At 67.5% G+C, this 25,835-nt stretch carries 25 protein-coding genes and 1 tRNA gene; 10 read left to right on the plus strand and 16 right to left on the minus strand.

Going from position 1 to position 25,835, the window contains the following annotated elements; all coding sequences use genetic code 11:
* Positions 1-43 precede the first annotated feature (43 nt).
* The 4 genes from ACTXG6_RS35740 to ACTXG6_RS35755 form a co-directional block, all read right to left on the minus strand.
* A complete protein-coding gene (locus ACTXG6_RS35740) occupies positions 44-1,174 on the minus strand; it encodes a branched-chain amino acid ABC transporter permease (RefSeq protein ID WP_445183742.1) in 1,131 nt (376 codons plus the stop codon).
* A complete protein-coding gene (locus ACTXG6_RS35745) occupies positions 1,171-2,133 on the minus strand; it encodes a branched-chain amino acid ABC transporter permease (RefSeq protein WP_445183743.1) in 963 nt (320 codons plus the stop codon). Before ACTXG6_RS35745 ends, ACTXG6_RS35740 begins: the two co-directional genes overlap by 4 nt.
* A gap of 146 nt (positions 2,134-2,279) precedes the next feature.
* Positions 2,280-3,461, minus strand: a complete 1,182-nt coding sequence (locus ACTXG6_RS35750) for a branched-chain amino acid ABC transporter substrate-binding protein (protein ID WP_445183744.1) — start codon at positions 3,459-3,461, stop codon at positions 2,280-2,282.
* A 292-nt stretch (positions 3,462-3,753) separates the two neighbouring features.
* Positions 3,754-4,341, minus strand: coding sequence for an ANTAR domain-containing response regulator (locus ACTXG6_RS35755; RefSeq protein WP_445183745.1), 588 nt, complete (start codon positions 4,339-4,341; stop codon positions 3,754-3,756).
* 151 nt (positions 4,342-4,492) lie between these two features.
* Here ACTXG6_RS35755 and ACTXG6_RS35760 point away from each other — a divergent pair.
* Positions 4,493-4,566 (plus strand) — tRNA-Leu (locus ACTXG6_RS35760).
* 276 nt (positions 4,567-4,842) lie between these two features.
* On the opposite strand, the gene ACTXG6_RS35765 is transcribed toward ACTXG6_RS35760, so the two are convergent.
* The 3 genes from ACTXG6_RS35765 to ACTXG6_RS35775 form a co-directional block, all read right to left on the minus strand.
* Positions 4,843-6,543 carry an IS1634 family transposase gene (locus ACTXG6_RS35765; RefSeq protein WP_445190161.1) on the minus strand — a complete coding sequence of 567 codons (1,701 nt, stop codon included), beginning with the start codon at positions 6,541-6,543 and terminating at the stop codon, positions 4,843-4,845.
* 293 nt (positions 6,544-6,836) lie between these two features.
* Positions 6,837-7,076 (minus strand): hypothetical protein, encoded by a 240-nt coding sequence (locus tag ACTXG6_RS35770; RefSeq protein ID WP_445183746.1) that lies wholly within the window; start codon positions 7,074-7,076, stop codon positions 6,837-6,839.
* Between the two features lie 222 nt (positions 7,077-7,298).
* Positions 7,299-7,970: an AraC family transcriptional regulator gene (locus ACTXG6_RS35775; protein WP_445183747.1), complete on the minus strand. Its 672-nt coding sequence runs from the start codon at positions 7,968-7,970 to the stop codon at positions 7,299-7,301.
* A 194-nt stretch (positions 7,971-8,164) separates the two neighbouring features.
* Here ACTXG6_RS35775 and ACTXG6_RS35780 point away from each other — a divergent pair, with 194 nt between their 5' ends.
* Positions 8,165-9,265 (plus strand): zinc-binding dehydrogenase, encoded by a 1,101-nt coding sequence (locus ACTXG6_RS35780; RefSeq protein ID WP_445183748.1) that lies wholly within the window; start codon positions 8,165-8,167, stop codon positions 9,263-9,265.
* Here ACTXG6_RS35780 and ACTXG6_RS35785 read toward each other — a convergent pair.
* The 4 genes from ACTXG6_RS35785 to ACTXG6_RS35800 form a co-directional block, all read right to left on the minus strand.
* Positions 9,178-9,573 (minus strand): carboxymuconolactone decarboxylase family protein, encoded by a 396-nt coding sequence (locus ACTXG6_RS35785; protein WP_445183749.1) that lies wholly within the window; start codon positions 9,571-9,573, stop codon positions 9,178-9,180. The genes ACTXG6_RS35780 and ACTXG6_RS35785 overlap by 88 nt on opposite strands.
* Positions 9,570-9,959: a MerR family transcriptional regulator gene (locus ACTXG6_RS35790; RefSeq protein WP_445183750.1), complete on the minus strand. Its 390-nt coding sequence runs from the start codon at positions 9,957-9,959 to the stop codon at positions 9,570-9,572. Before ACTXG6_RS35790 ends, ACTXG6_RS35785 begins: the two co-directional genes overlap by 4 nt.
* A 126-nt stretch (positions 9,960-10,085) precedes the next feature.
* A complete protein-coding gene (locus ACTXG6_RS35795; protein WP_445183751.1) occupies positions 10,086-11,048 on the minus strand; it encodes a threonine ammonia-lyase in 963 nt (320 codons plus the stop codon).
* 51 nt (positions 11,049-11,099) lie between these two features.
* Positions 11,100-12,557, minus strand: a complete 1,458-nt coding sequence (locus ACTXG6_RS35800; protein ID WP_445183752.1) for a sugar porter family MFS transporter — start codon at positions 12,555-12,557, stop codon at positions 11,100-11,102.
* A gap of 305 nt (positions 12,558-12,862) precedes the next feature.
* Here ACTXG6_RS35800 and otsB point away from each other — a divergent pair, with 305 nt between their 5' ends.
* The 4 genes from otsB to ACTXG6_RS35820 are packed head-to-tail and all read left to right on the plus strand — an operon-like array spanning position 12,863 to position 17,792.
* Positions 12,863-13,687, plus strand: coding sequence for a trehalose-phosphatase (gene otsB / locus ACTXG6_RS35805; RefSeq protein WP_445183753.1), 825 nt, complete (start codon positions 12,863-12,865; stop codon positions 13,685-13,687).
* Positions 13,688-13,716: 29 nt separating this feature from the next.
* Positions 13,717-16,170 (plus strand): glycoside hydrolase family 65 protein, encoded by a 2,454-nt coding sequence (locus ACTXG6_RS35810; RefSeq protein ID WP_445183754.1) that lies wholly within the window; start codon positions 13,717-13,719, stop codon positions 16,168-16,170.
* Positions 16,154-16,942, plus strand: a complete 789-nt coding sequence (locus ACTXG6_RS35815) for an HAD family hydrolase (protein WP_445183755.1) — start codon at positions 16,154-16,156, stop codon at positions 16,940-16,942. Before ACTXG6_RS35810 ends, ACTXG6_RS35815 begins: the two co-directional genes overlap by 17 nt.
* A gap of 31 nt (positions 16,943-16,973) precedes the next feature.
* Entirely contained in the window at positions 16,974-17,792 is an 819-nt protein-coding gene (locus ACTXG6_RS35820; protein WP_445183756.1) for a DUF1206 domain-containing protein, read from the plus strand.
* Between the two features lie 132 nt (positions 17,793-17,924).
* On the opposite strand, the gene ACTXG6_RS35825 is transcribed toward ACTXG6_RS35820, so the two are convergent.
* The 4 genes from ACTXG6_RS35825 to ACTXG6_RS35840 are packed head-to-tail and all read right to left on the minus strand — an operon-like array spanning position 17,925 to position 20,516.
* Positions 17,925-18,545: a dihydrofolate reductase family protein gene (locus tag ACTXG6_RS35825; RefSeq protein ID WP_445183757.1), complete on the minus strand. Its 621-nt coding sequence runs from the start codon at positions 18,543-18,545 to the stop codon at positions 17,925-17,927.
* Positions 18,545-19,081 (minus strand): SRPBCC family protein, encoded by a 537-nt coding sequence (locus tag ACTXG6_RS35830; protein WP_445183758.1) that lies wholly within the window; start codon positions 19,079-19,081, stop codon positions 18,545-18,547. The genes ACTXG6_RS35825 and ACTXG6_RS35830 overlap by 1 nt, the downstream gene beginning before the upstream one ends.
* 3 nt (positions 19,082-19,084) lie before the next feature.
* Positions 19,085-19,426 (minus strand): ArsR/SmtB family transcription factor, encoded by a 342-nt coding sequence (locus ACTXG6_RS35835; RefSeq protein ID WP_445183759.1) that lies wholly within the window; start codon positions 19,424-19,426, stop codon positions 19,085-19,087.
* Positions 19,427-19,457: 31 nt separating this feature from the next.
* Entirely contained in the window at positions 19,458-20,516 is a 1,059-nt protein-coding gene (locus ACTXG6_RS35840) for an ROK family transcriptional regulator (RefSeq protein ID WP_445183760.1), read from the minus strand.
* A gap of 60 nt (positions 20,517-20,576) precedes the next feature.
* Here ACTXG6_RS35840 and ACTXG6_RS35845 point away from each other — a divergent pair, with 60 nt between their 5' ends.
* Complete coding sequence (locus tag ACTXG6_RS35845; RefSeq protein ID WP_445183761.1) at positions 20,577-21,644, plus strand: Gfo/Idh/MocA family oxidoreductase; 1,068 nt, start codon at positions 20,577-20,579, stop codon at positions 21,642-21,644.
* 127 nt (positions 21,645-21,771) lie between these two features.
* On the opposite strand, the gene ACTXG6_RS35850 is transcribed toward ACTXG6_RS35845, so the two are convergent.
* Positions 21,772-23,040 (minus strand): IS110 family transposase, encoded by a 1,269-nt coding sequence (locus ACTXG6_RS35850; protein ID WP_445183717.1) that lies wholly within the window; start codon positions 23,038-23,040, stop codon positions 21,772-21,774.
* 187 nt (positions 23,041-23,227) lie between these two features.
* Here ACTXG6_RS35850 and ACTXG6_RS35855 point away from each other — a divergent pair, with 187 nt between their 5' ends.
* From ACTXG6_RS35855 to ACTXG6_RS35865, 3 genes are all read left to right on the plus strand, one after another.
* Positions 23,228-24,028 (plus strand): ANTAR domain-containing protein, encoded by an 801-nt coding sequence (locus ACTXG6_RS35855; RefSeq protein ID WP_445183762.1) that lies wholly within the window; start codon positions 23,228-23,230, stop codon positions 24,026-24,028.
* A 199-nt stretch (positions 24,029-24,227) separates the two neighbouring features.
* Positions 24,228-24,818, plus strand: coding sequence for an ANTAR domain-containing protein (locus ACTXG6_RS35860; RefSeq protein WP_445183763.1), 591 nt, complete (start codon positions 24,228-24,230; stop codon positions 24,816-24,818).
* 28 nt (positions 24,819-24,846) lie between these two features.
* Complete coding sequence (locus tag ACTXG6_RS35865; RefSeq protein WP_445183764.1) at positions 24,847-25,656, plus strand: GAF and ANTAR domain-containing protein; 810 nt, start codon at positions 24,847-24,849, stop codon at positions 25,654-25,656.
* The last annotated feature ends 179 nt before the right edge of the window (positions 25,657-25,835 follow it).

A 25,835-nucleotide genomic window follows, 5' to 3' on the forward strand; every position in this document is an offset into this window, starting at 1 on the left:
GACCCCGGCTGGGTCGACTCCGGTCCCGTCATCCCCGGCTGGGTCATTTCGGCACCTCCACCGGAGCCGAGCTCGGATCGGCCACCTCGGCGCCCATCGGGCTGTGCGCCCCGCCCTCCGCCATCTCCGCGCTGCGGCGCCGGGACGGGATCAGGCCCTGCGGGCGCAGCGCCATCATGATCACCAGCGCCGCGCCGAAAACCAGGATGCGATATTCGGCGAAGCCCCGGAAACGCTCCGGCAGCCAGGCGATCAGGAACGCCCCGACGATGATGCCGGGCATGTTCCCGGCACCACCCAGCAGCACCGCGGCCAGGATGGTGGCGGAGAGGATGAACGGGAAGTTCGTCGGCGCGATGAAGATGACCTTGCCAGACCAGACCACCCCGGCCAGGCCACCGACCATGGCGCCGATCGCGAACGCGAGCAGCTTGAACTTGAAGGTCGGCACGCCCATCAGCTCGGCGGCGTCCTCGTCCTCCCGGATAGCGGTCCAGGCGCGGCCGACCCGACTGCGCTCCAGGCGCAGCGAGAACACGATGGCCAGCACAATCATGGCCAGCACCAGGTAGTAGTACGGCAGCGGGTCGAGGGTGAACTCCACGCCGAACAGGCCCGGCGGGTGCGGCACCGGCGTCAGGCCGCGGGCGCCGCCGATCGCGTTGGTGTTCGTCGCGGTGATCCGCACGATCTCACCGAACCCGAGCGTCACGATGGCCAGGTAGTCACCGCGCAGCCGCAGTGTCGGAGCACCCAGGATGACCCCGGAGACCGAGGCGAGCACCATGCCCAGGATCAACGTCGGCCAGAACGTGAACCCGTGCTTGATCCCCAGGTAGGCCAGCGTGTACGCGCCGATGGCGAAGAACGCGACGTAGCCGAGGTCGAGCAGGCCGGCGTGACCGACCACGATGTTCAACCCGATGGCCAGCAGGATGTAGGTGCCGATCGGGTTGAACAGCAGCGAGGCCCAGTCGGTGTACGGCGACATGAACGAGCCGATGGCCGGGCTGGGCGCCACGATCGCCAGCGCGAGCAGCACGGCATAGACCAGCCAGCGCTGCCACTTCGAGGCATCCGCCCAGCGGTCCCGGATGTTGTCGCTGAGGCCCGTCATGCCCCGGCGGGCCCGGCTCAGCGGGCTGCCGAGGTGGGAATCCGTCCGGTCGCTCATGCGCGTGCCTGCTGCAGGGACTCGCCCAGAATGCCGGTCGGCCGGAACAGCAACACGACCACCAGGATGACGAACGCGATGACGTCCTTCCACTGGGAGCCGAAGAAGATTGCGCCCCAGTTCTCCACCAGGCCCAGGGCGACCCCGCCGATCAGGGCGCCCCTGATGTTGCCGATGCCGCCGAGCACCGCGGCGGTGAACGCCTTGATGCCCAGCACGAAGCCGATCTTGTAGCTGATGTTCTCGAACTCCATCGCGTAGAGCACCCCGGCCACGCCGGCCATCGCGCCGCCGAGCAGGAAGGTCAGCCGGACGATCGTGTCGATGTTGACGCCCATCAGCACCGCGGCCTCGGGGTCCTGCGCGGTGGCCCGGATGCCGCGACCGATCCTGGTCCGCGCCACCAACTGGTCCAGCGCGACCATCATCACCACGGCGGCGATGAAGATGACCAGCTGGTCGGTCTTGATATCGGCGCCGAAGACGGTGAACACGGTGTCCCGGTCCACCAGCCGGGGAACCGCCGTGTCGATCCGGCCCGGCTTGTTGAACACGTCCGGGATGACGACCAGCGCGAACAGCTCCTGCAGGAACACCGACGCGCCGATCGCCGAGATCAGCGCCGCGAGCCGTGGCGCGTTGCGCTTGCGCAGCGGCCGGTAGGCCAGGATCTCGAGCAACACAGCCGCTCCGCCGGAGGCCGCCATCGCCGCGACGATCAACAGCACGATCATGCCGACCAGGGCGAGGCCGGTCAGCGGACCGGGCAGCCCGATCAGGCTGAGCACGAAGAGGGTGGCGAAGGTGCCGATCATGAAGATCTCGGAGTGCGCGAAGTTGATCAGCCGCAGCACCCCGTAGACCATGGTGTAGCCCAGCGCGACCAGCGCGTAGATCGAGCCGGCCACCAGTCCGCCGACGGTGCTGGGCCCGAATTGTTCGATGAAGTCGTTGAGCACTGCGCGAAAAGCCTCCGAGGTGGCGCGCTCGCGGAGGACGGCGCGCTCAGGGCGACGGCGCGCGAGGAGGTGCGCGCCCGGTTAGTCCGATACACGCGGAAGAGCGGCCGCAACTTGGCGCCCGCTCCCCCGCGTGTTCGGTCGGCTCAGCCTAGTTTTGCGTCCTTGGTATTTCCTAGCAGTGCCAGCTGTCCACTCTTCACCTGGTAGACGAAGATGTCGGTGCTCACGACGTCACCATCGGGCTGGAACTTCACCGGCTTGGCAACACCGTCGAAGGACAGTGTGGCCAGGAAGGTGTTGATCGTCTCGGCCGTCGTGTTGCCGGCCTGGATGGCCTTGACGTACGCCGTTGCGGCGTCGTACCCCTCGGTGGCGTACACCGCCGGGTCCAGCTTGAACTTCTCCTTGTACTGGTCGTAGAACGCCTTCAAGGCACCCTGCGTCGCACTCGCGCTCGGCACCGCGCACGGGCAGCTGACGACCGCGCCCTCCGCCGCCGGCCCGCCGGCACCGTTGATCAGCCCGACGTCGAAGCTCCCGTCACCGGTGGCGAACACCGCGGTGACCCCGGCGTCGCGGATCTGCTTGAGCAGCCGGCCGGCCTGAGCGTAGTAACCGCCGTAGAAGATCACGTCCGGGCTGTCGGCCTTGATCTTGGCGACCGACGAGGAGTAGTCCGAAGCGGCCTGCGCGAACTGGTCGCGCTGCACCGGCACGCCCTTGGCGGTGAGCTGCTGGTTCACCGCATCGGCCAACCCGACGCTGTACTCCTGGTCATCGCTGATCACGAAGGCCTTCTTGGGGCTCTTCGCCGAGATCAGGAAGTCCGCGATGGCGGGACCCTGCGCGGAGTCCGGCGCGACCACGCGGTGGAAGAACTTCCAGCCGTTCTGGGCCAGCCCCGGGTTGGTGGCGGACGGCGAGATGTTGGGGATCTTGGCCTGTTCCAGGACCGGGTCGGCCGCCTTGGACTCGCCGGAGAACGCCGGGCCGATCAACCCGACGATCTTGTCCTGCTGGATCGCCTTGTTCACCAGCGGCACCGCCTGGTCCGCGCTGCCCTGGCTGTCGTACTCGACCAACTCGATCTTCTTGGGCGGGTTGGTCGCGTTGTAGGCGTCGAACGCCATCCGCGCGCCATTCCGCGGCGGGATGACGATGCCGGAGTTCTCTCCGGTGAGGTCACCCATGAACCCGATCTTCAAGGTATTGGCATCGGACCCGCCGCCACCCCCGGTTCCGCCGCCCCCTCCGCCGCATGCCGACAGTGCCAACGCACCGGCGAGCAACGCCGCGGCCGCGACAACCGTCCGCTTCCGACTCATCCTGGAAACCTCCTGCAGCTAAGCGAGCTGATCCGGCGCCGACCCCGGGTAGGGGCAGGCGCAAGTCACCCATTCGTGAGCGTGGGAAACCTAGTGGACCTTGACGGGTGGCGTCATCCCAGCTGTCACGCTCTTTACCAGAACGCAACTGGAAACTCGCCGAGCGTGATCATCTGGCCGCTCTCCGCTACAAACGGGCGCCAGCCACTCTCAACTGGTCACCGCGCCGCACCGACAACTACCCGGATGGCCTAGCAGGCTCATCCGGGTTCGCCACGACCAGCCGCGCCGGCTACTCGGCGGCGGCCGGCGTGTCCAATCCACTGATGATCGCGTCCGCGACGGCGCGCATGGTGCTGCGGCGATCCATAGCGGTGCGCTGGATCCAGCGGAAGGCCTCCGGCTCGGTCATCGCGTTGTTGGTCATCAGCAGGCCCTTGGCCCGGTCGATGGCCTTGCGCGTCTCCAGCCGATCGGTCAGCGTGGCGACCTCGTTCTCCAACGCCTGCATCTCGGCGAACCTGCTCACCGACAGCTCGATGGCCGGCACCAGCTCGTGCCGCGCGAACGGCTTGACCAGGTACGCCATCGCTCCGGCGTCCCTGGCCTGTTCGATCAGGTCGCGCTGGCTGAACGCGGTCAGCATGACCACCGGGGCGATCCGCTCGCCCACGATCGTGCCGGCGGCGGAGATACCGTCCACCTTCGGCATCTTGATGTCCATGATGACCAGGCTCGGGCGCAGGTCACGGGCCAGTTCGATCGCCGATTCGCCGTCGGCGGCCTCGGCCACCACGTCATATCCTTCTTCACGAAGCATTTCCGCCAGGTCGAGGCGGATCAACGCCTCGTCCTCGGCGATGAGGACGCGGTGCGTCACAGGGGACACCTCGGCCTGGGGTTGCCGAGGCGCTGCAGCCTTGGTCACGGGGGTACTCCCTTGTTCCGGGTCGGGGCTCAGCCTCCAAGATTACCGGGCTAGGCTTAGGCCATGATGTGATCCCCACCGTCGTTAACAGCAGCTTCATCAGGCCCCCGTAGCCCAATCGGCAGAGGCAGCGGACTCAAAATCCGTCCAGTGTGCGTTCGAGTCGCACCGGGGGCACCCCTCTGAAGTGCAAAATCCAGGCCCTCCACCTGCGTGAACAGCCTGGACATACGATCACGCCGAGTCCGACGGTGTACGGCTGTGACGGGCTGAATCCGGGTGGCCACGCCAAATGCACGCCCATAAAACGGCCCTCGTATCCCCCCGGGTTCCGCAGTTGAGAGGCACATGGGCGGGTCGGATTCGGGGTTTGACCTGGGGGAACGCCCGTGAGGGCGCGGAGGGGGCGTGTGCCTACGCCGTTCGCCAGGCTCGGGTGGGTGTTTTGCCTGGTCAGGCCGGGTCTAGCGCGGTCACGGTGGTCGGGGCGGATACCTGACAATCGCGCAGAATGGCCGCCTGGGCGGTGGTGAGCGGTGTGGTGTGCACGGCGGTGCCGGCGCTGCCGGTCAGCGTCACGGCGTGGACCCGGCTGAGTTCGGTGTTGATGCGCCGCCAGGTCATGCCGGCGCGACGTTCGGCGAGGCGCACGAGCAGTAGCGCCAACCAGCACAGCAGGACGTGGGCACGGATGCGGTGTTCGAGCCGGTGGAAGACCGGCCGCAGTAGCAGGCTGGACTTGAGGTCGCGGAATCCGCGCTCGGCTTCCAGGAGGTTCTTGTAGCCCAGGGCGGTGTCCTCGGCGCTGAGGTGTGGGTCGGAGGTGGCGATGAGGTACTTGCCGTCCAGCCGTTCCTCCTGCTTGATCTTCGCGCGGTTGAGTGACAACCTGCCGGTCGGTGACTGGTGCAGCCAGCGGCCCAGGGTCGGGTGATCGCGCAGTGCGCATTCGGCCTTGGTGTGCGCGGCTTCAGCCTTCTGTCGGGTTGTCGCGTTCGTCTTCTTGCGGTCGCGTTCGCGTGCCTGCTTGATCCGCTCGAGCTCGGCTTCCAGTCGGGTGAGCGCGTCTTCGCGTTGGGTGCGGTCGCGCTCGGCCTGTTCGGGGTTGTGACAGATGACGAACCGCACGTCGGTGTCAGCTCCGAGGCGGACTTCCTTGATTCGCAGGTTCTCTTTGACCTGCTGGTAGCGGCCCTGACGGGCGAGTACTTGCTCGACCAGCGGATTCCCGTCGCGCATGCGCATCCCGGCGATGAAGTGCCCGCCGGCGCGGCGCAGATAGGCCAGGTTGTCCGCGCTGGAGAATCCGCGGTCGACGACGGTGATGACGCGTCCGAGGCGCCAGCCGCGCATGTCGTCCTTCACTCCGGGCAGGATTGCCTGATCGGACGTGTTGCCGGGCCAGCACCACACGCGCACCGGGATGCCCTCCTTGGTGACGGCCAGCCCGATGACGATCTGCGGGAGGTCGTCACGGTGGTCCTTGGAGTGGCCGTAACGGCGGAACGCCTCGTCGCCGCTGTCCTCGGTGTCGCGCTCGAAATAGGTGGACGTGGTGTCGAAGAACAGCAGGTCGACCTCGAGGTTGAGCAGGTTGGCCACGGCGAAGAACACCGCTTCCTGTACCTCGGCCTGGGCGTCGGCCTCCACCAGCAGGTCCATGGCGCGGTAGGCCTGGTCCTCGTCCATCGACTCGAGTCCGTCGATCGCCACGTCGTGGCTGGCCCACTCGCCCGCGGAGAGCTTCGACATCGGGTCGATGGCCCGGTTGGCGACCAGCGCGAACAGCACCCGCTCCACGTCGGTGGCGAACCGGCGCGGCCCGAGTACCTTGCGCAGCGCGGTGTCGATCTCCAGCGCCCGCCACAGCCCGTCGAGCAGGTGCACCGCCCCTACCGGGCGTGAGCCGGTCACGGACAGCCCGTCCCCGACCAGCTGCGTGGCATCCGCCACCGCCCCATCAGCGGTGCCCAGGTAGCGGTTGATCGAGGTGACCAGCCGCGCCAGCCCGTCGCGGTCGAGCTGGTCCTCCCGGCCCAGGTTCAACAGCACCTGCGCCTGCGTGACCCCGTCCACCCGACGGTTGTGCGCCAGCTGCACGTATCGCACGACCGTGCCGTCCCGGTTCTTCCGCTGCGTCGCCCGCAGATACATGCCCACCAGCCGACCAGGAACAGCCAGCGTGATCAAGCCCGACACCACAAGTCGTGTGCCCACGCTTTTCGGAGATTCCGAGGACGCCGCAGACCCACTACCAGCACAAACACGAATCAGAAGGAGCCTATGTGCCCATCAACCGCGGAACTCGGGATCCCCAGACCAAGGGCCGATTCGAGCGAGAAAGACCATGCCTGGTCCGTGACCATGTCGTGCGTCACAATGATCTGACGGCGAAGCTCAGCGGCTGAGGCCCGTAGTGGTGTCGGCGCCGCCGGTTTGGAACCCGACTAGTTCCCCGGGTTGCGCGGTGACCGATCCCATGTCCGCACCAGCGCCAACAGACCTCCGGCCAGTGAGATCACCGCGACCACCAGGAAGGCGTTGCTATACCCCTGGGCGGATACCTGCGCCGAGACCGTGCGCCAGAGTGCCACCAGAGCCTGCGGGTTGTGCTGTCGCATCTGCTGGATCGTCGGGTCGGTGTGTGCGCCGGTCCGGTAGAGCGCTGGTGCTGCTGCACTCTCCACTCGCCGAGGTGCTCCGCGCCCCCACCGCCGACGCAGTGCGCCTCTCCACTCTCTGATCAGCTAAACGGGCGCCACAAGTCCTAGCTTGCCTTTTCAACTGGTTTGCGAGATTTGCATCTGGATCGTCGCACAACATGCGGGCGAAAACTCACGAACAGCGCGACGGCGCCTCAACGGATTCGCACGTGAGCGTCCCGCCGCATGGCGCGGTAGCGATCAGTTTTAGCTCTTGGTCGAACGGTGGCGGCCGGGTGTGGTGCCGATGATGTTGGTGAAAGCTGCGATGAAGCTGCTGGGGTTCGCCCACCCGCAGGCGTGGGCGACGTGGGTGGTGTCGTGGCCGTCGGCGAGGAGGACGAGTGCGTGATAGATGCGTAGCTGTGTGCGCCACTCATAGAAGGTCATGCCGAGTTCGTTGTGGAACAGTCGACTGAGTGTGCGGGCGCTGGCTCCGATCGTCCGCCCGAGTTCGGCCAGTGAGGTGTTGTCCGCAGGCTTCTCGTACAGCATCCGCGCAATGGCTTGCAGCCGGTCGTCATGTGGTTCTGGCAGCTGCAGTGGCTGCTCGTGTGCTTCGTGGAGTTCATCGACGAGGACTCGATGAAGGCGAGCGCGCGCGGAGCGGTCATAGACGCGTGCGACGCGGTCGTAGTTGCCCGGGCCCGTGAGGGTGAGCAGGATTTCGCGGGCGAGGTCGGAGGCCAGGAACACCGCGGGATGGCCTGGTACGAGCCGGGCCAGGGATGCCGGTAGAAATACGATCCGCATATCGGTGTGGCCGTGAGCGCGGTGGTGGTGCGTGAACCCGGCAGGGGTCCAGGCGACTCGGTTGGCGGGAACGATCGATGTGCCACGTTCGGTGTGAACTGACAGGACGCCACTGGCTGCGTACACCAGGTGCCCACGTCGATGGGAATCCGCTGAGCTTGTTCCCCCGGACGGCCATAGATGCACCCCGCCGGACGGCCACAGATTTGACGTCCGACCGGCCCGGGCAGGTTGGCGGCCAACGGGCATAACTTGGCATTCTACCGGTGGCCAGCCGCACCGCGTTCCGGCGACAGTGCACGTATCGGAGGTGGTGCGAGATGAGTACGACGATGCGAGCGGCGGTCTGTGTCCGGGCGGGTGGCCCGGATGTGCTGGAGATCCGTGAGCTGCCGGTACCAGCGGTTCGGCAGGGCTGGAGCCTGGTCCAGGTGAAGGGCGCGGGCTTGAACCGGTCGGAGCTGAGGACCCGCCAGGGGCACTCCCCGAACGTGACGTTCCCGCGTGTGCTGGGGATCGAGTGTGTGGGAATCGTGGCAGCCTCGACCGATCCCATGTTGCCGGATGGGACGACCGTTGCGGCGGTGATGGGTGAGATGGGGCGGGAGTTCGACGGCGGTTATGCGGAATATGCGTTATTGCCGAACTCGCTGCTGATGCCGGTCACTACCTCGTTGCCTTGGGACGTCTTGGCCGCGCTACCCGAGACGTACCTGACCGCGCAGGGCTCGCTGGACACGTTGGGGGTCCTGCCGCGTGGCTGGGGGCGGTTGCTGATCCGCGGCGGGACCTCCTCGGTGGGCCTGGCCGCCGCGTCGATCGCGTCCGGCCACGGTGTCGAGACCGCGGCCACGACCCGGCGGCCAGGCAAGATCGACGCGTTGACCGCGGCCGGCGTCGACCACGTACTCGTCGACGACGGTGGGTCGCTGGCGGCGAGTGTGTACACGGTCTGGCCCGAGGGTCCGGACTATGTTCTGGATCTCGTCGGGACGAGCACCGCGGTGGACTCGCTGCGCCTGGTCCGTCGCGGCGGAACGGTGTGCATGGCAGGCACGCTCAGTGGGTGGGTGATCCCGGACTTCGAACCGATCGCGGTGATCCCGTCCGGAACCTTGCTCACGGCCTTCCACAGCGACAACGTCAAGGGCAGCGCGGGCACGCCCGTGTTGCAACGGGTCGTCCACGAGGTCGAGGCCGGCGTCTACCGACCCAACGTCGACCGTGTCTTCGGCCTGGACGACATCGTTGCGGCCCACCGGTACATGGAGAACAACGAAGCCACCGGAAAGCTCGTCGTGCTGCCGTCGCACAAGGATGCGCTCGCGGGGACTCACGCCGTGACGGGGAGCAGCTTGCGGTCGGCGAACACCTTCTTGGCCACGAACGTCGCGTTGAGCGCGCGGGGCATTCCGCAGTAGACCGCCGCGTGCAGCAGCGCCTCGACGATCTCCTGCGCGGTCAAGCCGACGTTGAGCGCGGCGTTGATGTGCACCTCGAGCTGGGGTTCCGCGCCGCCGAGGGCGGTCAGCATGCCCAAAGTGACCAGTTGCCGGTCTCGGGGGGCGAGGCCGGGCCGGGCGTAGATGTCGCCGAAGGCCCAGGCGACGACCTGGTGGGCCAGCTCTGGGGACACGTCAGCCAGACTGTCGATCACCTTCTGCCCGGCGTCACCGTCGATCTCCTTGAGCACCCGCAGCCCGTGGGACTGACGTTCCTCGCGGTTCATGATTCCTCCAACAGCTTCTCGTAGTGAGTGATCTTCATGTCGAGCGCCTGCCCGTTGGTCTCGAGCTGGTTGATCTGGACGCTCAACTGCCGCCGGTGTTCCCGCAGCAGGGCCAGTCGCGCTTCGACGGTGGCCGGGCCGTGCGCACGCAGCGTCGCGAACCGCTGCATGTCCGCGATTGACATACCGGTCGCCCGCAGCCGCAGCAGGAACTCGATCCAATCCAGGTCCTCGGCGCGGTACCGACGATGTCGGCCCGTCGAGCGGGCAACCGGCTGGATGAGCCCCGCCTTCTCGTAGTAGCGCAGCGTGTCGATCGACAAACCGATCCGCTGGGCGACCTCAGTGATCGTCAGCGTGTGATCGAGGCGTTCCGCGCTGGTCATGGCACCACGCTAAGAACTGGAGCGCACTCCAGTTCAAGACCGAACGCTGTGACCCCGCTCTCACGCACCCCACACGCCGTCCCAGCCCCGCAGTCCACGCATCCATCCGTCCGCCGGCGGCATGGTTCAGCGCGAGTCCATCGCCCAGGCTCGGAAGTCAGAAGCCGTGACATTGCTGCCGCACACGACCGTGGCAACGCTGAGCCCGGCGAATCTTTCGGGGTTCCCGAGAATGGCCGCGACCCCGAGTGCGGCCGACGGTTCGACGACGAGCCCGGCACGCTCGAACAGAAGCCGCATGCCGCGTTTGATGAGATCATCATCGACGAGAACGACGTCATCGACGACCTTGAGAAGGTCGTCGAGCACCTCCGGGATTGGGTGTCGGCCAGCGACGCCGTCGGCGATCGTGTCGATGGCGTCGGTGTTGACCACGGTCCGTTTCCGCCACGACAGCGCCATCGCAGGCGCGCCGGTCGGCTGGACGGCGACGACCTTGGTGCTTGGTGACAACTCCCCGGCTACGTACCCGACACCGGTGGCCAGCGCGCCACCGCCGAGAGCAATGATCAGCACATCGGGGCGCTCTGCACCGGCGAGGAGTTCCAAACCGATCGTTGCCGCACCCTCGCAGGTGTCGACATTGAGGCTGTCCTCGACCAGAAAGGCCCCCTCGACCTGAGCGAACTCGCGGGCGAGGGCCCTTGGCCGTTCGATGTCGTCCCCGTCGAGATGCACCGTAGCGCCCAGCGAGCGCATGCGTTCGATCTTCAAGGCACTGGCGGACGCGGCGGCGAAGACGGCCACGGGTATGCCGCGTCGCGAGCCGCTGTAGGCAAGCGCTTGGCCAAGATTGCCGGCGCTCGCGCATACGACCGATGGGTACCGGCGCTCGGACGCCAGCCGCGACATGACGAGCTCGGTCCCGCGACCCTTGAAGCTGCGCACGGGGTTGAGCGTCTCCACCTTCAACGTCACCGAGCATCCGAGTGCGACGTCGAGCGGCCCTGATTTGAACTGCGGCGTCCGGAGGAACGCCGGATCGATCGAGTTCACGGCGTCGCGGATCCGGCCGAGATCAAGGCGCACGACGCAAAATGTACGCCAGGCGGCCGGGCCGGGTCTCGAGCGTTTCCATCCTCAACGGGACGTCGCCTTCGCCCCGGCGGCCTGTCGTTCGAAGACACCGACGACATCTTCCAGCGGCAGCCCCTTTGTTTCGGGCAGGAATCGGGCGATGAACACAATTGCCAGTACTGAGATAACAGCGAACAACACCATCACCCACCCCAGTCCGAACGCCGTGTTCAAGGCCGGGAAAGCTAGAATGATCACAAAGTTTGCCAGCCAGTCGACGCTCGCTCCGATCGCGGCCGCCCGGCCGCGAACCGCAGTGGGGAATACCTCGCCCTGAATGAGCCAGCCCGTTCCGCCGACACCGATCGCGAACGAGGTGATGAAGAAAGCGAAACCCACCATAACCACCATGATCTTCGGCGTCCCGGTCAGATACGCCACGCCCACTGCCGCGAGCAAAATGAAGACCGTCATGCCCAGGTAGCCGCCCAGGGCTAGCTTCCGGCGCCCGGCTCTGTCGATGTAACGGAAGCCGAAGTAGGTTGCGACCACGTTGACCGCACCCAGTATGGCCGCCGCCTCGATTCCGGCAACGGCCGCATCCACCGCGGAATTCGAGCCCTGGAAGAAGCCCCCCAGCAGCTGCGGGCCATAGTAGAACGGCACGTTGATTCCCGTGATCTGCTGGAAGATGAAGAAGACGCACACCACCATCAATGCTCTCTTCACGCCAGGGGTCCACTGCGTCCTCTGGCCTTGGTTGGCCTCGGTCGCGGCGAGTTGCTCCGCGGTCACCCGGACCTGCTGTTCAGATACCTCGAGCCCGAGCTGCCCGAGCGCCTTCCTGGTTTCGGCGAAACGCCCCTTGAGCATCAACCATCGTGGGGATTCCGGCATCCGTGCCCGCAGCACGACCGCGAGCAACGCCGGGACCGCGCCCAGCCCGAGGATGATCCTCCAGTCCGCGCCGTAAGCCGCCTGAGGCCACACCTTGAGGATCAACAAGGCGAGGAGATAGGAGACGAGGATCCCGACCGTGATCATCCACTGCTGGATGAGGCTGAGCGAGCCTCGCCGTTTCGCGGGCGCAAACTCCACAATGTATGCCGTGGCAATCGCGGAATCCGCCCCGACCGCGAGTCCGATAAGTGTACGGGCGGACAGGAGCATCCCGGCATTCACAGCCACCGCCGACAGGATCGCTCCGATCGCGTAGATGGCGGCATCGGCAATAAGCAACGACTTCCGCCCGTAGCGGTCCGTCAACGGACCGGCCACGAGGGCTCCGACAGCAGCCCCGATCGACGCCCCGGCCACGAGGTAGCCCGTGGCGAAGTCAGACAAGTGGTAGGGGATGAAATCCAGGACACTTCCGATATCGGCAGTGTCGTACCCGAACAGGAACCCACCGATACACGCGAGAAGCGCCAAGTACCAGTAGAACGACGTCGTCGCGGCCGAGTTCAGGCCGGCAAGCACACCCACCTCGTTTGGCTGCTCGGCTCCCGCTGAATTGGTCATCAGCTGCCTCCCGCTCATCCCCGGCCTCATCACTGGGCCAACAAGTGGACCGCTGGTCGCCACAGCCTGTCAACGGTCGTGCACGCTCGCACTCCCAATCCTTCTCAGCGAGCGTGGGTTCCCGGCAGCACGCGGTCCCGGCGACTGGGCTGGCCGTTCGGCCGATCGACAGCTTGTGCCCGGGCTGCCACACTGGATACGCACAAGCCGCTCCAGACCTTGGTGGCCACCGTATGGTCGCGCCGAGGTGAGTGGGAAATGGGCGGTGGGAAGCGTTCCTGCCCGGAGCTCGAGATGGTCCGGCGATGACGACGCCGACGTCGACAGTGCGTGACCTGCCCGACGCGTTGCACGACGGCAGCCAGTTCGTCGATCGGCTGGCCGGGCGCCGGCCGGCGGTGTTCCTCGACTACGACGGCGTGCTCACGCCGATCGTCGACCGGCCCGAGGACGCGGTGATCTCCGAGGGCATGCGGGACACGGTGCGGGAGCTGGCGAAGCGCTGCCCGGTCTGCGTGGTCAGTGGCCGTGACCGGCTGGTCGTGCAGGAACTGATGGGTGTCGACGACCTGGTGGTGGCCGGCAGCCACGGTTTCGACATCTGGAGCCCGACCGAGGGCACGATTCAGCACGAGGCCGCCGGGAGTTTCGACGACGTCGTAGCTGAGGCCACCGATCGGCTGCGCGCCGAGGTCGGCTCTGTCCCGGGCGTGGTGATCGAGCCGAAGAAGGCTTCGGTCGCCGTGCACTACCGACTCGTCGACCCGGGCCAGCACGACCGGATCGCCGCCACCGTCGACACCATGCTCACCGAGCAGCCCGACCGCCTCAAGGTGACACCGGGGAAAATGGTCTACGAGCTTCAGCCGAAGATCGACTGGAACAAGGGCAAAGCGGTGCTCTACCTGCTGACAGCCTTGGGACTGGACGGCGACGACGTGGCGCCGCTCTACCTCGGCGACGACGTCACCGACGAGGACGCGTTCCGGGCGCTGGCCGGTGGTCGCGGCATCGGCATCATCGTCGGCCACGCCGACGACCCCGAAGTGGCCGACCGGGCCACGGCCGCCGAGTTCGCGGTCTCCTCCCCCGTGGAGGTGCAACAGCTGCTATCGACTCTGGCCCGGTGAAGGGCCGTTCACCGTCCGAGAGGGAATCGATGTCCGAGTTCGCACTGTCTTACGACCACTTCGACCCCGACACCGAGGGGCTGCGTGAGTCGCTGACGTCGACGGGCAACGGCTACTTCTGCACCCGAGGCACGGCCGAGTGGGAGGACGTCGGCGGGGTCCACTACCCCGGCACCTACGCCCATGGTGGCTTCAATCGGGAGACCACCATCCTCGGGGGTCGCCCGGTGCTGAACGAGGACCTGGTCAACCTGCCGAACTGGCTGGTGCTCAAGCTGCGCATCGAGGGCGAGGAAGCGATCCGGCTCGACAACGTCGAGCTGATCTCCTACGAGCACTCGTACGACATCGGGCTCGCGATGGTGCAGCGCGTACTGCGCTTCCGCGACCGCGCGGACCGGGAGACGACGCTGCGCAGCCGCAGGTTCGTCAGCATGGCCCACAGCCATCAGGCCGGCATCGAGTGGACGCTGACCCCGGAGAACTGGTCGGGTCGCATCGAGGTGATCTCCGGACTCGACGGTCGGGTGACCAACCAGATGGTCGCCCGTTACCGCGAGCTGGAGGGGCGCCATCTGGACCCGGTCTCGCCGCGCACGTTCGGTCCGGACACGATCGCGCTGAAGGCGCGCACTCGGCAGTCGAACATCTATGTCGCCGAAGCCGCCCGCACCCGGGTATTCCGCGACGGCGAGCAGGTTGCGGTGGAGCGCGGCCTGGACCAGATGCAGGACTACATCCAGCAGGTCATCGCCTTCGACGTGGCGCAGGGCGAGCCGGTGCGGGTGGAGAAGATGATCGCGCTGTTCACCTCGCACGACAACGCGATCACCGAGACACTGACCGCCGCCGGCCGCCATGTGCTGCGCTACCCGGGTTTCGTTGAAGCCCTGGAGGAGCACGCCTCGGCGTGGACGGAGCTGTGGGAGGTCTGCGACATCGAGCTGCCCCGTGAGCCGCGCGTCCAGCTGCTGCTGCGGTTGCATGTGGCGCACGTGCTGCAGGTCTGCTCGCGGCACACCGCGCGGCACGACGCGGGGGTGCCGGCCCGCGGCCTCAACGGCGAGGCCTACCGGGGCCACGTGTTCTGGGACGAGCTCTACGTCTACCCATTCCTCAACTTCCGGTTGCCCGAGATCACCCGCGGCTTGCTGCTCTACCGCTACCGCCGGCTCAGCGAGGCCCGGGCCGCCGCCCGGGAAGCGGGCTTTCAGGGTGCGATGTTCCCGTGGCAGAGCGGCAGTGACGGCACTGAGGAGACCCAGGTGGTGCACCTCAACCCGCTGTCGGGCCAGTGGGATCCCGACCACAGCCACAACCAGCGCCACGTCAACGCCGCGATCTTCTACAACGTCTGGCAGTACTACCAGGCCACCGACGACCGGGAGTTCATGCGCGAGTACGGCGCCGAGCTGATGCTCGAGATCGCCCGGTTCTGGGCCTCGATCGCGCACTACAACCCGGAGCGCGACCGCTACGAGATCCACGGCGTGATGGGGCCCGACGAGTTCCACGAGCGCTACCCCGGGGCCGACGAGGGCGGGCTGCCCAACAACGCCTACACCAACGTCATGGTGGCCTGGATCGCCGGTACCGCCCCGCGCGTGCTCGAGCTGCTGCCGGCCAGCCGACGTGCCGCGCTGCGCGCCCGCCTCGGGCTGACCGACGGCGAGCTGCACACCTGGGACGAGATGAGCCGCAAGATGTTCGTGCCGTTCCACCCCGACGGCATCATCAGCCAGTTCGAGGGCTACCTCGACCTCGAGGAACTCGACTGGGAGCGCTACCGGGCCGAGCACTCCAACATCCAGCGCCTGGACCGGATCCTCAAGGCCGAAGGTGACGATCCCGGCCGGTTCAAGCTGGCCAAACAGGCCGACGCGGTGATGCTGTTCTTCCTGTTCTCCGAGGCGCAGCTCCGCGAGCTGTTCGACCGGCTCGGCTACCAGCACGACCCGGAGCTGACCCGGCGCACGATCGACTACTACGACCGGCGCACCTCTCACGGTTCGACGCTGAGTCTCGTCACCCACGCCGGTGTGCTCGCCGGTCTGGACCCGAAGAGCTCATGGGACCGGTTCATCGTGGCACTGGAGAGCGACATCGGGGACGTTCAGGGTGGCACGACCAAGGAAGGCATCCACATGGGTGTCATGTCCGGGACCCTGGACCTGCTGCAGCGCTACTACGTCGGCAGTGAGGCCCGGGACGGCGTGTTGTACTTCGCGCCGACCTTGCTCGACCGGCTCGACGGACTGGTGTTCTCGATGCAGTTCCGCGCCACCCCGCTGCGGGTGTCGATCGCCGGGGACGAGCTGACGGTGCTCGCGCTGCCCGAGGGCTTCCGTGGACCGGTTCGCATCGGTGTAGGCGACGAGATCCGCGAGCTCGGAGCGGGCGACAGCACGGTGTTCGCCCTGTCCCCCACCGAACACAGCCACCTGGACCACGCGGAAGGGAGCCACCATGGCGACAGGGTTTAAGGGCGCGATCTTCGACGTCGACGGCGTCCTCGTCGATTCCCCACACGAGCGGGCCTGGAAGGACTCGCTGCGCGAGCTGATGGAGACCGACTGGGTCGACATCCGGGATCAGACGTCGTGGTCGGATGACCGGTTCACCCCGCAGGTCTATCAGCAGGTGATGTCCGGCAAGCCCCGAGCGGCGGGCGCCCTGGCCGCCCTCGAGTACTTCGAAGTGCCCGACGCGAAGGACCGCGTCGAGGCCTACGGCGCGCACAAGCAGGACATGGTCATCAAGCTCATCGAGGCCGGCGAGTTCGAGGCCTATCCCGACGCAATGCGCTTCGTCCTCGCGGTCAAAGCCTCGGGCATCCCCATCGCGGCGGCATCATCGTCGAAGAACGCGGGACTGTTCCTGCGCCAGATCCGACTCGACACCTACGCCGATCAGGACAGCCGGTCCTACGACTTCGTGACGCCAGGGCTGAGTCTGCTCGACTCCTTCGACGTCGACATCTCCGGCCGGGACTTCGCCCAGGGCAAGCCGCACCCGGAGATCTTCCTGACCGGCGCGGCGGAGCTCGGCGTCGATCCGGCGGACTGCTTCGTGATCGAGGACGCCGCCAGCGGCATCCAGGCCGCGAAGGCCGGCGGGATGGCGGCGCTGGGCGTCGCCCGGGTCGGCGACGAGGACGAGCTCGCCGCCGAGCGGGCCGACCTCGTCGTCACCTCTCTCGACGAGATCGACGTCGCCGCGCTGGGCCGGCACAAGCTGGCCCTGCGGACATCGTGAGCGCGGCCCGTTGACGGGAGATCCCCCACCCATGACAACCGACGCCGACAGCAAGGCCGAACAGGTAGGCGACAGCACGTCGCTGGAAATGGTTGCCCGCGCCGGGTTGGTCGCCTACGGCCTCGTGCACCTGCTCATCGGCTGGTTGGCAATCAAGATCGCGTGGAGTGGTCCAGCCGGCAACAGCGCCGACGCCTCAGGGGCGATGGCCACCTTGGCTGCTCAGCCCTTCGGCAAGATCCTGCTGTGGCTGGTCGCCATCGGCCTGGTGGCGCTAGCGCTCTGGCAGGTCAGCGAAGCCATCTGGGGCCACCGATACCGACACGGCGTCGCACAGGCTCGTGAGAAGGTCACCAGCGGGGCCATGGCATTGGTCTACGTCGCATTGGGCGTCAGCGCGGCCTCGGTGGCGCTCGGCTCGAGGGCGTCCAGTTCGCAGTCCGAAAAGCACGCGACCTCAGGTGTGCTGGCCGTGCCCGGAGGCCGGGTGATCGTCGTGGCCGCCGGGCTGTTCATTCTGGGGATAGGCATCGCCGGGCTGGTCAGAGGGGTACGGAAATCGTTCAGCGAGGAGATCGACACGACCTCGTTGTCCCCCGCCACCCGCAACGCTGTGACACGGTTGGGCCAGGTCGGATACATCGCCAAAGGGCTCGCCCTGGGGGTGGTCGGAGCCCTGCTCACTTACGCGACGCTGAGTTTCAAGCAGCAGGACACCCAAGGACTCGACGGAGCGATGCAGGCGATCCTGGCCCAGCCGTTCGGGAAGTTCCTACTGACCGCGGTCGCACTCGGATTCGTCGCCTTCGGACTGTTCGCCATTCTCCAGTCTCGATACCGCCGGATGTAACGACGACAACGCCCTCCCGCAGGAGCTCGCGGCCGAGCTCGCGGCCCGAACGCTCGCCCTTACTGACGACCAGAGCGTCTGAGGATCTCACCGCGCTGCTGACCTCGGCGGGGAGCGCTGAGGTCGGGACAGTCACCGGTCCCGGACTGCGTAGGTCAGGTGGGTCACCCGCTGCGTCGGCTCCGCGCGGACCGGCTCGAGGGCAACGCGGCCCGCGTCCACGCCTTCGAACAGGCGGATTCCGGAGCCGAACAGCACGGGTGAGAGCGCGACCGTGAACTCGTCGATCAGGCCGGCGTTCACGTACTCCAGGATCGTTGCGCCGCCGCCCGCGATGCGGACGTCCCGGTCGCCGGCGGCCTCGCGGGCCTGATCGAGCGCGGGCTCTATGCCGTCGTTGACGAAGTGGAAGGTGGTCCCGCCCGGCCGCTCCCAGGGGTCACGCTTCTCGTGCGTCACGACGAGGACCGGCGTGTGGAACGGCGCCTCCTCCGGCCACATCCGCTCGCCGGCGTCGAACATGCGCTTGCCCATCACGCTCGCGCCGGTGCGCAGATGCGTCTCCCGCACGATGTCGTTGTCGCGCCCTTCCTCGCCGCCCTCGCCGAGCCCCAGGTTCTCCCGGAAGAACCGCGTCGGGAATATCCACTGCTGCAGTTCCATCCACTGCTGCCCCATCAAGTCCTCGCTGGACCCGGGCGCGATGAACCCGTCCAGCGACATCGTCACGCTGAAGAACACCTTCCCGGCCATCAGTCCGCAACTCCCTTCCGAACGATCTCGGTGACGTAGGCGGCCAAGTTGTTCAGGGTCTGCTGGCCGCCCTCGATCGCGTGGTACTTCTCGACCGCCTCGTCGCGCAGCTCCTTGGTGGGGAACACCGTGCGCATCTCGATCCGGGTCGCCGCGCCGTCGGGCGCGAACGTGAGGACCGACTCGAAGGCGTTCGGGTCGCCGCGGGACTCACCGTGCAGCAGCGCGATCCGCTCCGGCGGGGCGATCTCGGTCCAGGAGATCCACTCCTGGTAGTCCGTCCCGTCCGGTCCGTGCATCACGAAGTCCCACTCCCCGCCGACGCGGAACTCGAACGCCCGCGTGGTGGTGGTGAACCCCTCCGGTCCCCACCACCGCGACAGGTGCCGGACCTCGGTGAACGCCTCGAACACCAGCTCCCGTGGGGCACTGATGACCCGGGTGATCACGATCTCGCGGTCGGCCGTCGCTGACTGCGCCGGCCCTGTCCGTCGTGTCGCTGCCCGTCCTGTCACTGCCCGTCCTGTCTCTGCCATCGGTCACTCCTCCTGCTTTGCCTGCTTGAGGTCCCGCACGTACGCATCCAGCCGGTCGAAGCTCTCGTTCCAGAACCGCTCGAACCCGCCGGTCCACTCGTGGACCGGTCGCAACCCGCGGGCGTCAAGGCCGTACACGCGCTGCTTGCCTGCCTTGCGGTCCCGCACCAGCCCGACCTCCCGCAGCACCCGCAGGTGTTTGGACGCCCCCGGCTGGGTCATGCCCAGCTCCTGGGCCAACTCGGTCACCGGCCGCTCACCCGCCCGCAGCAGTACCAGGATCTCCCGGCGCTGAGGCTCGGCGATCGCGTTGAAGACGTCCGACGTCGTCGCTGCTCGTGCCATGGGCGCCATCATATTCCGATATGGGTATGCGTCAAGCCGGACCGCGATCCGGGTCCTCGTAGAACGCGCCGAGCACCTCCGCCGCCGCGCCGAGCGCAACAACATCGTCGCCCAGCTCGCTCACCTCCACCCGGACCCGCTGCCAGTGCGGCACCGGGAGCAACTCCGAGAGCCGCGCCTCCACGCCGTCGCGATAGACGGCGGGCGCCGCACGCACGGCTGGTCCGGTGAGCACGACGCGCTCGAGGTCGAGCACCTGCACGAGATCGACGAGCCCGATGCCGAGCAGCCGGGCCGCCTCGGCGGTGCTCGCGGCATTGTTGTGCAGCACCTCCACGCAGCCGCGGCGGCCGCACCCGCAGCGAGGACCGTCGAAAGCCAGCGTGGTGTGCCCGAACTCCCCCGCGTTCGTTCGCGGGCCCCGGTAGAGACGCCCGTCGAGGAACAACCCGACGCCGATGCCGGTGCCGACGAGCACCACCGCGGTGGCTGCCACGTCGGCTTCCGGCTCCCCCGGCCAGTGCTGTGCCACTGCCGCGGCGTTGGTGTCCTTGTCGAGCAGGACGGGCAGGCCGGTTCGCTCGGCGAGCATCGCGCGCAGTGGCACCTCGTGCCATCCCGGCAGGTTGGTGGCGTCGCGGACGACGCCGCTGCGATGGTCAAGCGGTCCGACCGACCCGACCCCTACGCCCAGCACCAGCGCACGGTCGACACCGTCGAGCAGTCGTTCGGTCGCCTCGGCCAGCACGGATACGGCGTGGTCGGGGGTGAACCCGGGGGCAAGCGGCTGGGACTCGGCCCGTACCGGTCTGCCGAGCAGGTCGGTCATCAGCACCCGCGCCTCGTCGCGGTCGAGCTGCGCGCCGATCGCGTACCGCGCGTCCGCCCGGATGCGCAGCAGCGTCCTCGGCTTCCCTACCCCCGATGCCAGCTGGCGTCGCTCCTCCAGAAGCCCGCCGTCGAGCAGCGCAGGAATGATCTTCGAAACCGCCTGCTGAGTCAAGCGACTACGTTCGGCCAGCTCGATGCGGCTGAGCCCGCCCGCGCGCAGGATCTGTCCGAGCAGCAGGGCACGGTTGTGGGCGCGCAACCCACGCAGGTTGACTCCAGGCACGTGTCTATTAAACAACAGTGTTGTTTAATAGATGGCATGGCAACAGACCGCACGGGCGACCTACGGGTAGGGATCCTCGGATACGGCACCGGCGCGCGGGTGTTCCACGCCCCGCTGGTCGCTGCGACGCCGGGCCTCGTGCCCGCCGCGATCGTCACCTCAAGCCCGGAACGGGTCACCCAGGCGCGCACCGACCACCCCGGCGCCGAGATCGTGCCCGACGCCGACGCGCTGTTCGCGGGCGCCGCCGAGCTGGACCTCGTGGTGATCAGCACCCCGAACCGCACCCACGTGCCGCTCGCGCTGCGGGCCATCGAGCTCGGACTGCCGGTAGTCGTCGACAAGCCGTTCGCGCCGACCGCCGCCGAGGCTGTGCAGGTCGTCGCGGCGGCACGGGCCAAGGGCGTCGGGCTCACCGTGTTCCAGAACCGCCGGTTCGACTCCGACTTCCTGACCGTCCGCAAGGTCCTCGACGCCGGCAGGCTCGGGAACGTCTACCGGTTCGAGTCCCGCTACGACCGCTGGGTGCCCAAGCCCAAGGAGAACTGGCGCGAGTCAGGTGACCCTGCCGAAGCCGGCGGGCTGCTCTACGACCTCGGCGCACACATCGTGGACCAGGCGCTGCAGCTGTTCGGCCCAGTCGCCACCGTCTACGCGGAGGTCGATCGGCGCCGGGCAGGCGTGTCGGTCGACGATGACGTCTTCATCGCGCTACATCACGTGAACGGCGTGCGTTCACACCTGTGGGCGTCGGTGCTCGCCGGCACCCGCAACCCGCGCTTCCGCGTACTCGGCGACCGGGCGACCTTCACCAAGTATGGCCTCGACGTGCAGGAACCGCAGATCAAGGAGGGCATACGACCGGGCGACAACGGCTGGGGTGTGGAGCCCGCATCGGACGCAGGGGTGCTCGGCGTCGGCGACGATGTACAGACCGTGCCGACCGAGGTCGGCCGCTACCAGGACTTCTACGCTCAGATCCAGAAGGCCCTGCGCGGTACGGGCCCGTTCCCGGTCGACCCGGTCAGTGCCGTCGACGCGCTGCGAATCATCGAGGCGGCCCAGCACTCGGGCGCTGAGGGGCGCGTGGTCGAACTCGACTGACTCGATGCTGTCGAGCACCGTCGCGCGCAGCGCTGGACTGGCGGCTGGTGGCCACTGAAAATAGGACCCAACCCTTCTGGGGTCCTTGAGAGGAACGGTCATGAGACACCCTCTGTCAACCACGCGGTCAGGCTGCGTGCCCGAGGGCTCGGTTGCGGTTGGCGACGTGCACGGCTTCGTTGTAGGGGACGCCTTTGGTCAGGCAGTGCCAGAGGATTTCCAGCCATCGGTTGCTCAGGGCTCGCAGAGCCGCGTGGTGGCTTTTTTTGGCAGCGATTTTGCTGTCGTAGAACTCCCGCGCCCAGCCGCTTCTGGTGAGGCTGCAGAACGCCCATTGATGGACCGCTGCGCCGAGGTAGTGGTTGTGCGCCAGCCGGCGGGCAACGACAAAATCGCTTTTCCCCGACCGGCGGGTGACCGGGGCGGAGCCGGCGTAGCACTGCAAGCCCGCGGGGCTGTCGAATTGAGTGATGTGTTCGCCGATCTCGCCGGCGACCCGAGCTGCGAGACGGTCACCCAGGCCGGGGAAGCTCAGGTAGATCTCCCCGCCCGGGAAGGCCTTCCCCGGGTCGGGGTCCTTCACGGTGTGATCGCGTCCGGTGCGGGGCCCGCCCAGCAGCAGCTCGGCCATGCGTGCTTCCCAGCCGCGGCGGGCCTCGTGCAGGGCCAGCAGCTGGACCGCCGCCAGGCGGATGCCGGCGGCCTTGGCGCGCACGAGGTAGTCCCGGGTCGGCAACGACGGCGCGGCGAGCGCGGCGGTGACGCGGTCGGCGAACGTTTCGGGCCAGCCATGCCGGCCGCCCCGGGCGAACGCGACGAGCTCGTCTCGGGAGGCTTGGGCCAGCTCAGGCTGGGTGGGCCATTGCTGCAGCAGCCGCAACACCGTCGGTGCACCCAGGTCCTTACCCGCCAGGGCCAGCGCGGCGGGGTAGGTGGTCTGCAGGTCCGCGCGCAGCCGGTTGAGCAGCCGACGCTGATCGCGGGCGGCGCGCTCGTCATCGCGGCCGATCGCGCGCAACTCCCCACCGACCTGCCCGTGTGGGATCAACGTCTTGAGCGCGGCGTGCCGATCCAACGCGAGCAGGCAACAGATTCGGGCGTCCTCGGCATCGTCCTTCTTCCGGGCCGGACCTCGCCGGCGCGCGACCAGATCGGGGTTCACCGGAACCACGGTGAACCCGGCGTCGACCAGCGCTTCGACCAGCAACCCGTGGCGAGTCTCCAGCACCACCCGCACCTCGGCCGGGTCAGGTTCCAGCCGCAGCGCACGCTCGATCAGCGCGGCGACTCCAGTCGGTCCGTGATCGATGCGGAACTGCTCGACCACCCCTTTCTCCAGTGTTCCCAAGGCGATGTCATGAAACTCTTCCGCCCAGTCGATACCAATTCCCAGCACTGGTCCCCCTTCCGCCGTGAACATGATGCTCGGCGGACCGGGAAAGCGCTGCGTCGTGCTGATGAACCAGTCCTCGCGGGACTACACCCTCCTGGACGTCAGGCCTTCACCGGAGCCCGGCAGGGGCGCCGTCTCATGACAGTCCTCAAAGGACAAGCGAACCAAGCGCTCCCCGCCGGGATCCACCGTGCGAAAGGAAGGTAGTGCCATCAGCCAGCCGGAGGTTGGCCGCGAGCAGCTGGTGAGTCGGGCGTTCGTTGCGCTGGCCGACACGCTGGTCGACGCCTACGACATCATCGATCTGCTGGACCACCTGGTCGCCTACAGCGTCGAGCTACTCGACGCGGACGCGGCGGCCATCATGCTGGCGGACGCCCGCGGTGACCTGCACGCGGTCGCGGCCTCCAGCGAAGACGCCGAAATGATGGAGCTACTGCAGCTACAGGCCGAGCAGGGCCCGTGTGTGGACTGCTTCCGCGGCGCCGCACCGGTGAGCGTGGCGGATCTGAACCAGGCCGCTGACCGGTGGCCACGCTTCGTCGCCGCGCTCGGGCAGCACGGGCCGTTCGCGTCGGTGCACGCGGTTCCACTGCGGCTACGCAGGCAAGCCATCGGAGCGTTGAACCTGCTGCACCGCGCCCCCGGATCACTGTCTGAGGACGACCTCGCTCTGGGTCAGGCCTTGGCCGATATCGCCACGATCGGAATCCTGCAAGAACGAGCGATCCACCGCAGCGAGGTCATCAACGAACAGCTACAAGCCGCGCTGAACAGCCGGGTCATCATCGAGCAGGCCAAAGGCGTGCTCGCCCAACACCTTGGCCTCAGCATGGACGAGGCGTTCACCCGCCTACGCGACTACGTCCGCAGCCACAACCTGCGCCTCGCCGACGTCGCCCGCCTCCTGGCCACCAGACAACTCGACCCACGCAAGCTGACCCTGCCAGCTCCCCAGCCCCGGCGTACCGACCGCCGAGGCCGTCATTGAGCTGACAGCGACCTGCTCGCGGACCTGACCTCGGATAACGCGCTCTTTTCGGGTCGAACAGCGGTACTCTGAGTACGACTATCTACGCCCCGGACCCCGGCGCCACCTTCGAGGTGAGGACGGGCCGCCATGGGTGTGCATCCGACCCCGTCACCGAGTCTCGAAACCGTCCGCCGATATCCCGACAGAGCAGCTCACCGTGCCCCCCGCACAGCCGGCGGGGCCGAATGCGCCGGATCTGCAGTTCAGCCTGAACGAGGGCGCCTGTATGCAGGCAGCGGCGACCGGATCACCGGTCCTGGTCCCGGACCTGCACCACAGCACCGAAGCGGCGCGGTGGCCGATCTTCGCCGCCGCGGTCGCGGAGCAGACCAACGTGCACGCGTTGTTCGCGTTGCCCCTGCAATGGGGCGTGACCAATCTCGGGGTACTGGATATGTACCGTGGCGTCGCGGGCGAGTTGAGCCAGACCCAGTGGCGGGACGCGGTCAGTGCCGCGGACGTGGCGGCGTTGATGCTCCTCGGGCTCCGCACCAACCCCGGCCCCGGCCCCGGCCCCGGCCCCGGCAGCTTCGACAGCGACGCCGCGGCGAGGTGGCTTGATCACTCGAAGGGCAGTCGCGCGGAGATTCACCAGGCAACCGGCATGGTGTTGGCCCAACTGCAGGTGAGCGCCACCGCGGCGCTGGCCCGGCTACGGGCTTACGCGTTCGTCGAACAACGCCTGCTCGGCGACGTCGCCCGCGACGTGGTCGACCGAACGCTGATCTTCACCCAGGACATGAAATAGCTAGTGCGAACTCCAGGGAGCAACTGAGATGAGCCAGCCATCGGGGGGCCGCGAGCGGTTGGTCAGCCGAGCCTTCGTCGCGCTGGCCGACACCCTGGTCGACGAGTACGACATCATCGACCTGCTCGATCACCTCGTTGCCTACAGCGTCGAGCTACTCGCCGCGGACGCCGCCGGAATCCTGCTCGCTGACGCGCGCGGTGCACTGCACGCGGTCGCCTCCTCCAGCGAGGACGCGGAGATGATGGAGCTGCTGCAACTACAAGCCGAACAGGGACCGTGCGTAGACTGCTTCCGCGGCGCCGCCCCGGTCAGCGTGGCCGATCTGAACCAGGCCGCGGACCGCTGGCCCCGCTTCGTCGCCGCCGCCGCACAGCAGGCATCGTTCGCGTCGGTACACGCCGTACCACTGCGACTGCGCGGACAAGCCATCGGAGCGCTGAACCTGTTGCACCGCACCCCCGCCTCACTACCTGAGGACGACCTCGCCCTGGGCCAAGCCCTGGCCGACATCGCCACCATCGGAATCCTGCAAGAACGAGCCATCCGCCGCGGTGAGGTCGTCAACGAACAACTACAGGCCGCGCTCACCAGCCGAGTCATCATCGAACAAGCCAAAGGCGTACTCGCCCAACACCTGGGGCTCAGCATGGACGAAGCGTTCAACCGGCTCCGCGGCTACGTCCGCAGCCACAACCTGCGCCTGGCCGACGTGGCACGCCTCATCGCTACCAGGCAACTCGACCCACACCAGCTGACCACACCAACTCCCCAGACCCGCACCAAACACCCAACGCCAATGTCGGCAGCCACTCGGAGGCCTCGGCCGCTCCCCTAACCACGATCGCAGGTTGCCTACCCGTGGGCCCGGACAAGGTTGGTCCGGCGCTAGCGGCATGCCGTCCGATTCGATATCGGCGAGGTCCCAACTCGACGGGTCTACCAGGCGGCTACCGGCGCACCTTGGGCATAGGCCGTGGCGACAGGCTCCTAGACAATCTCCCCACCCCTGACGTT

The organism is Pseudonocardia sp. Cha107L01 (genome assembly GCF_052566575.1).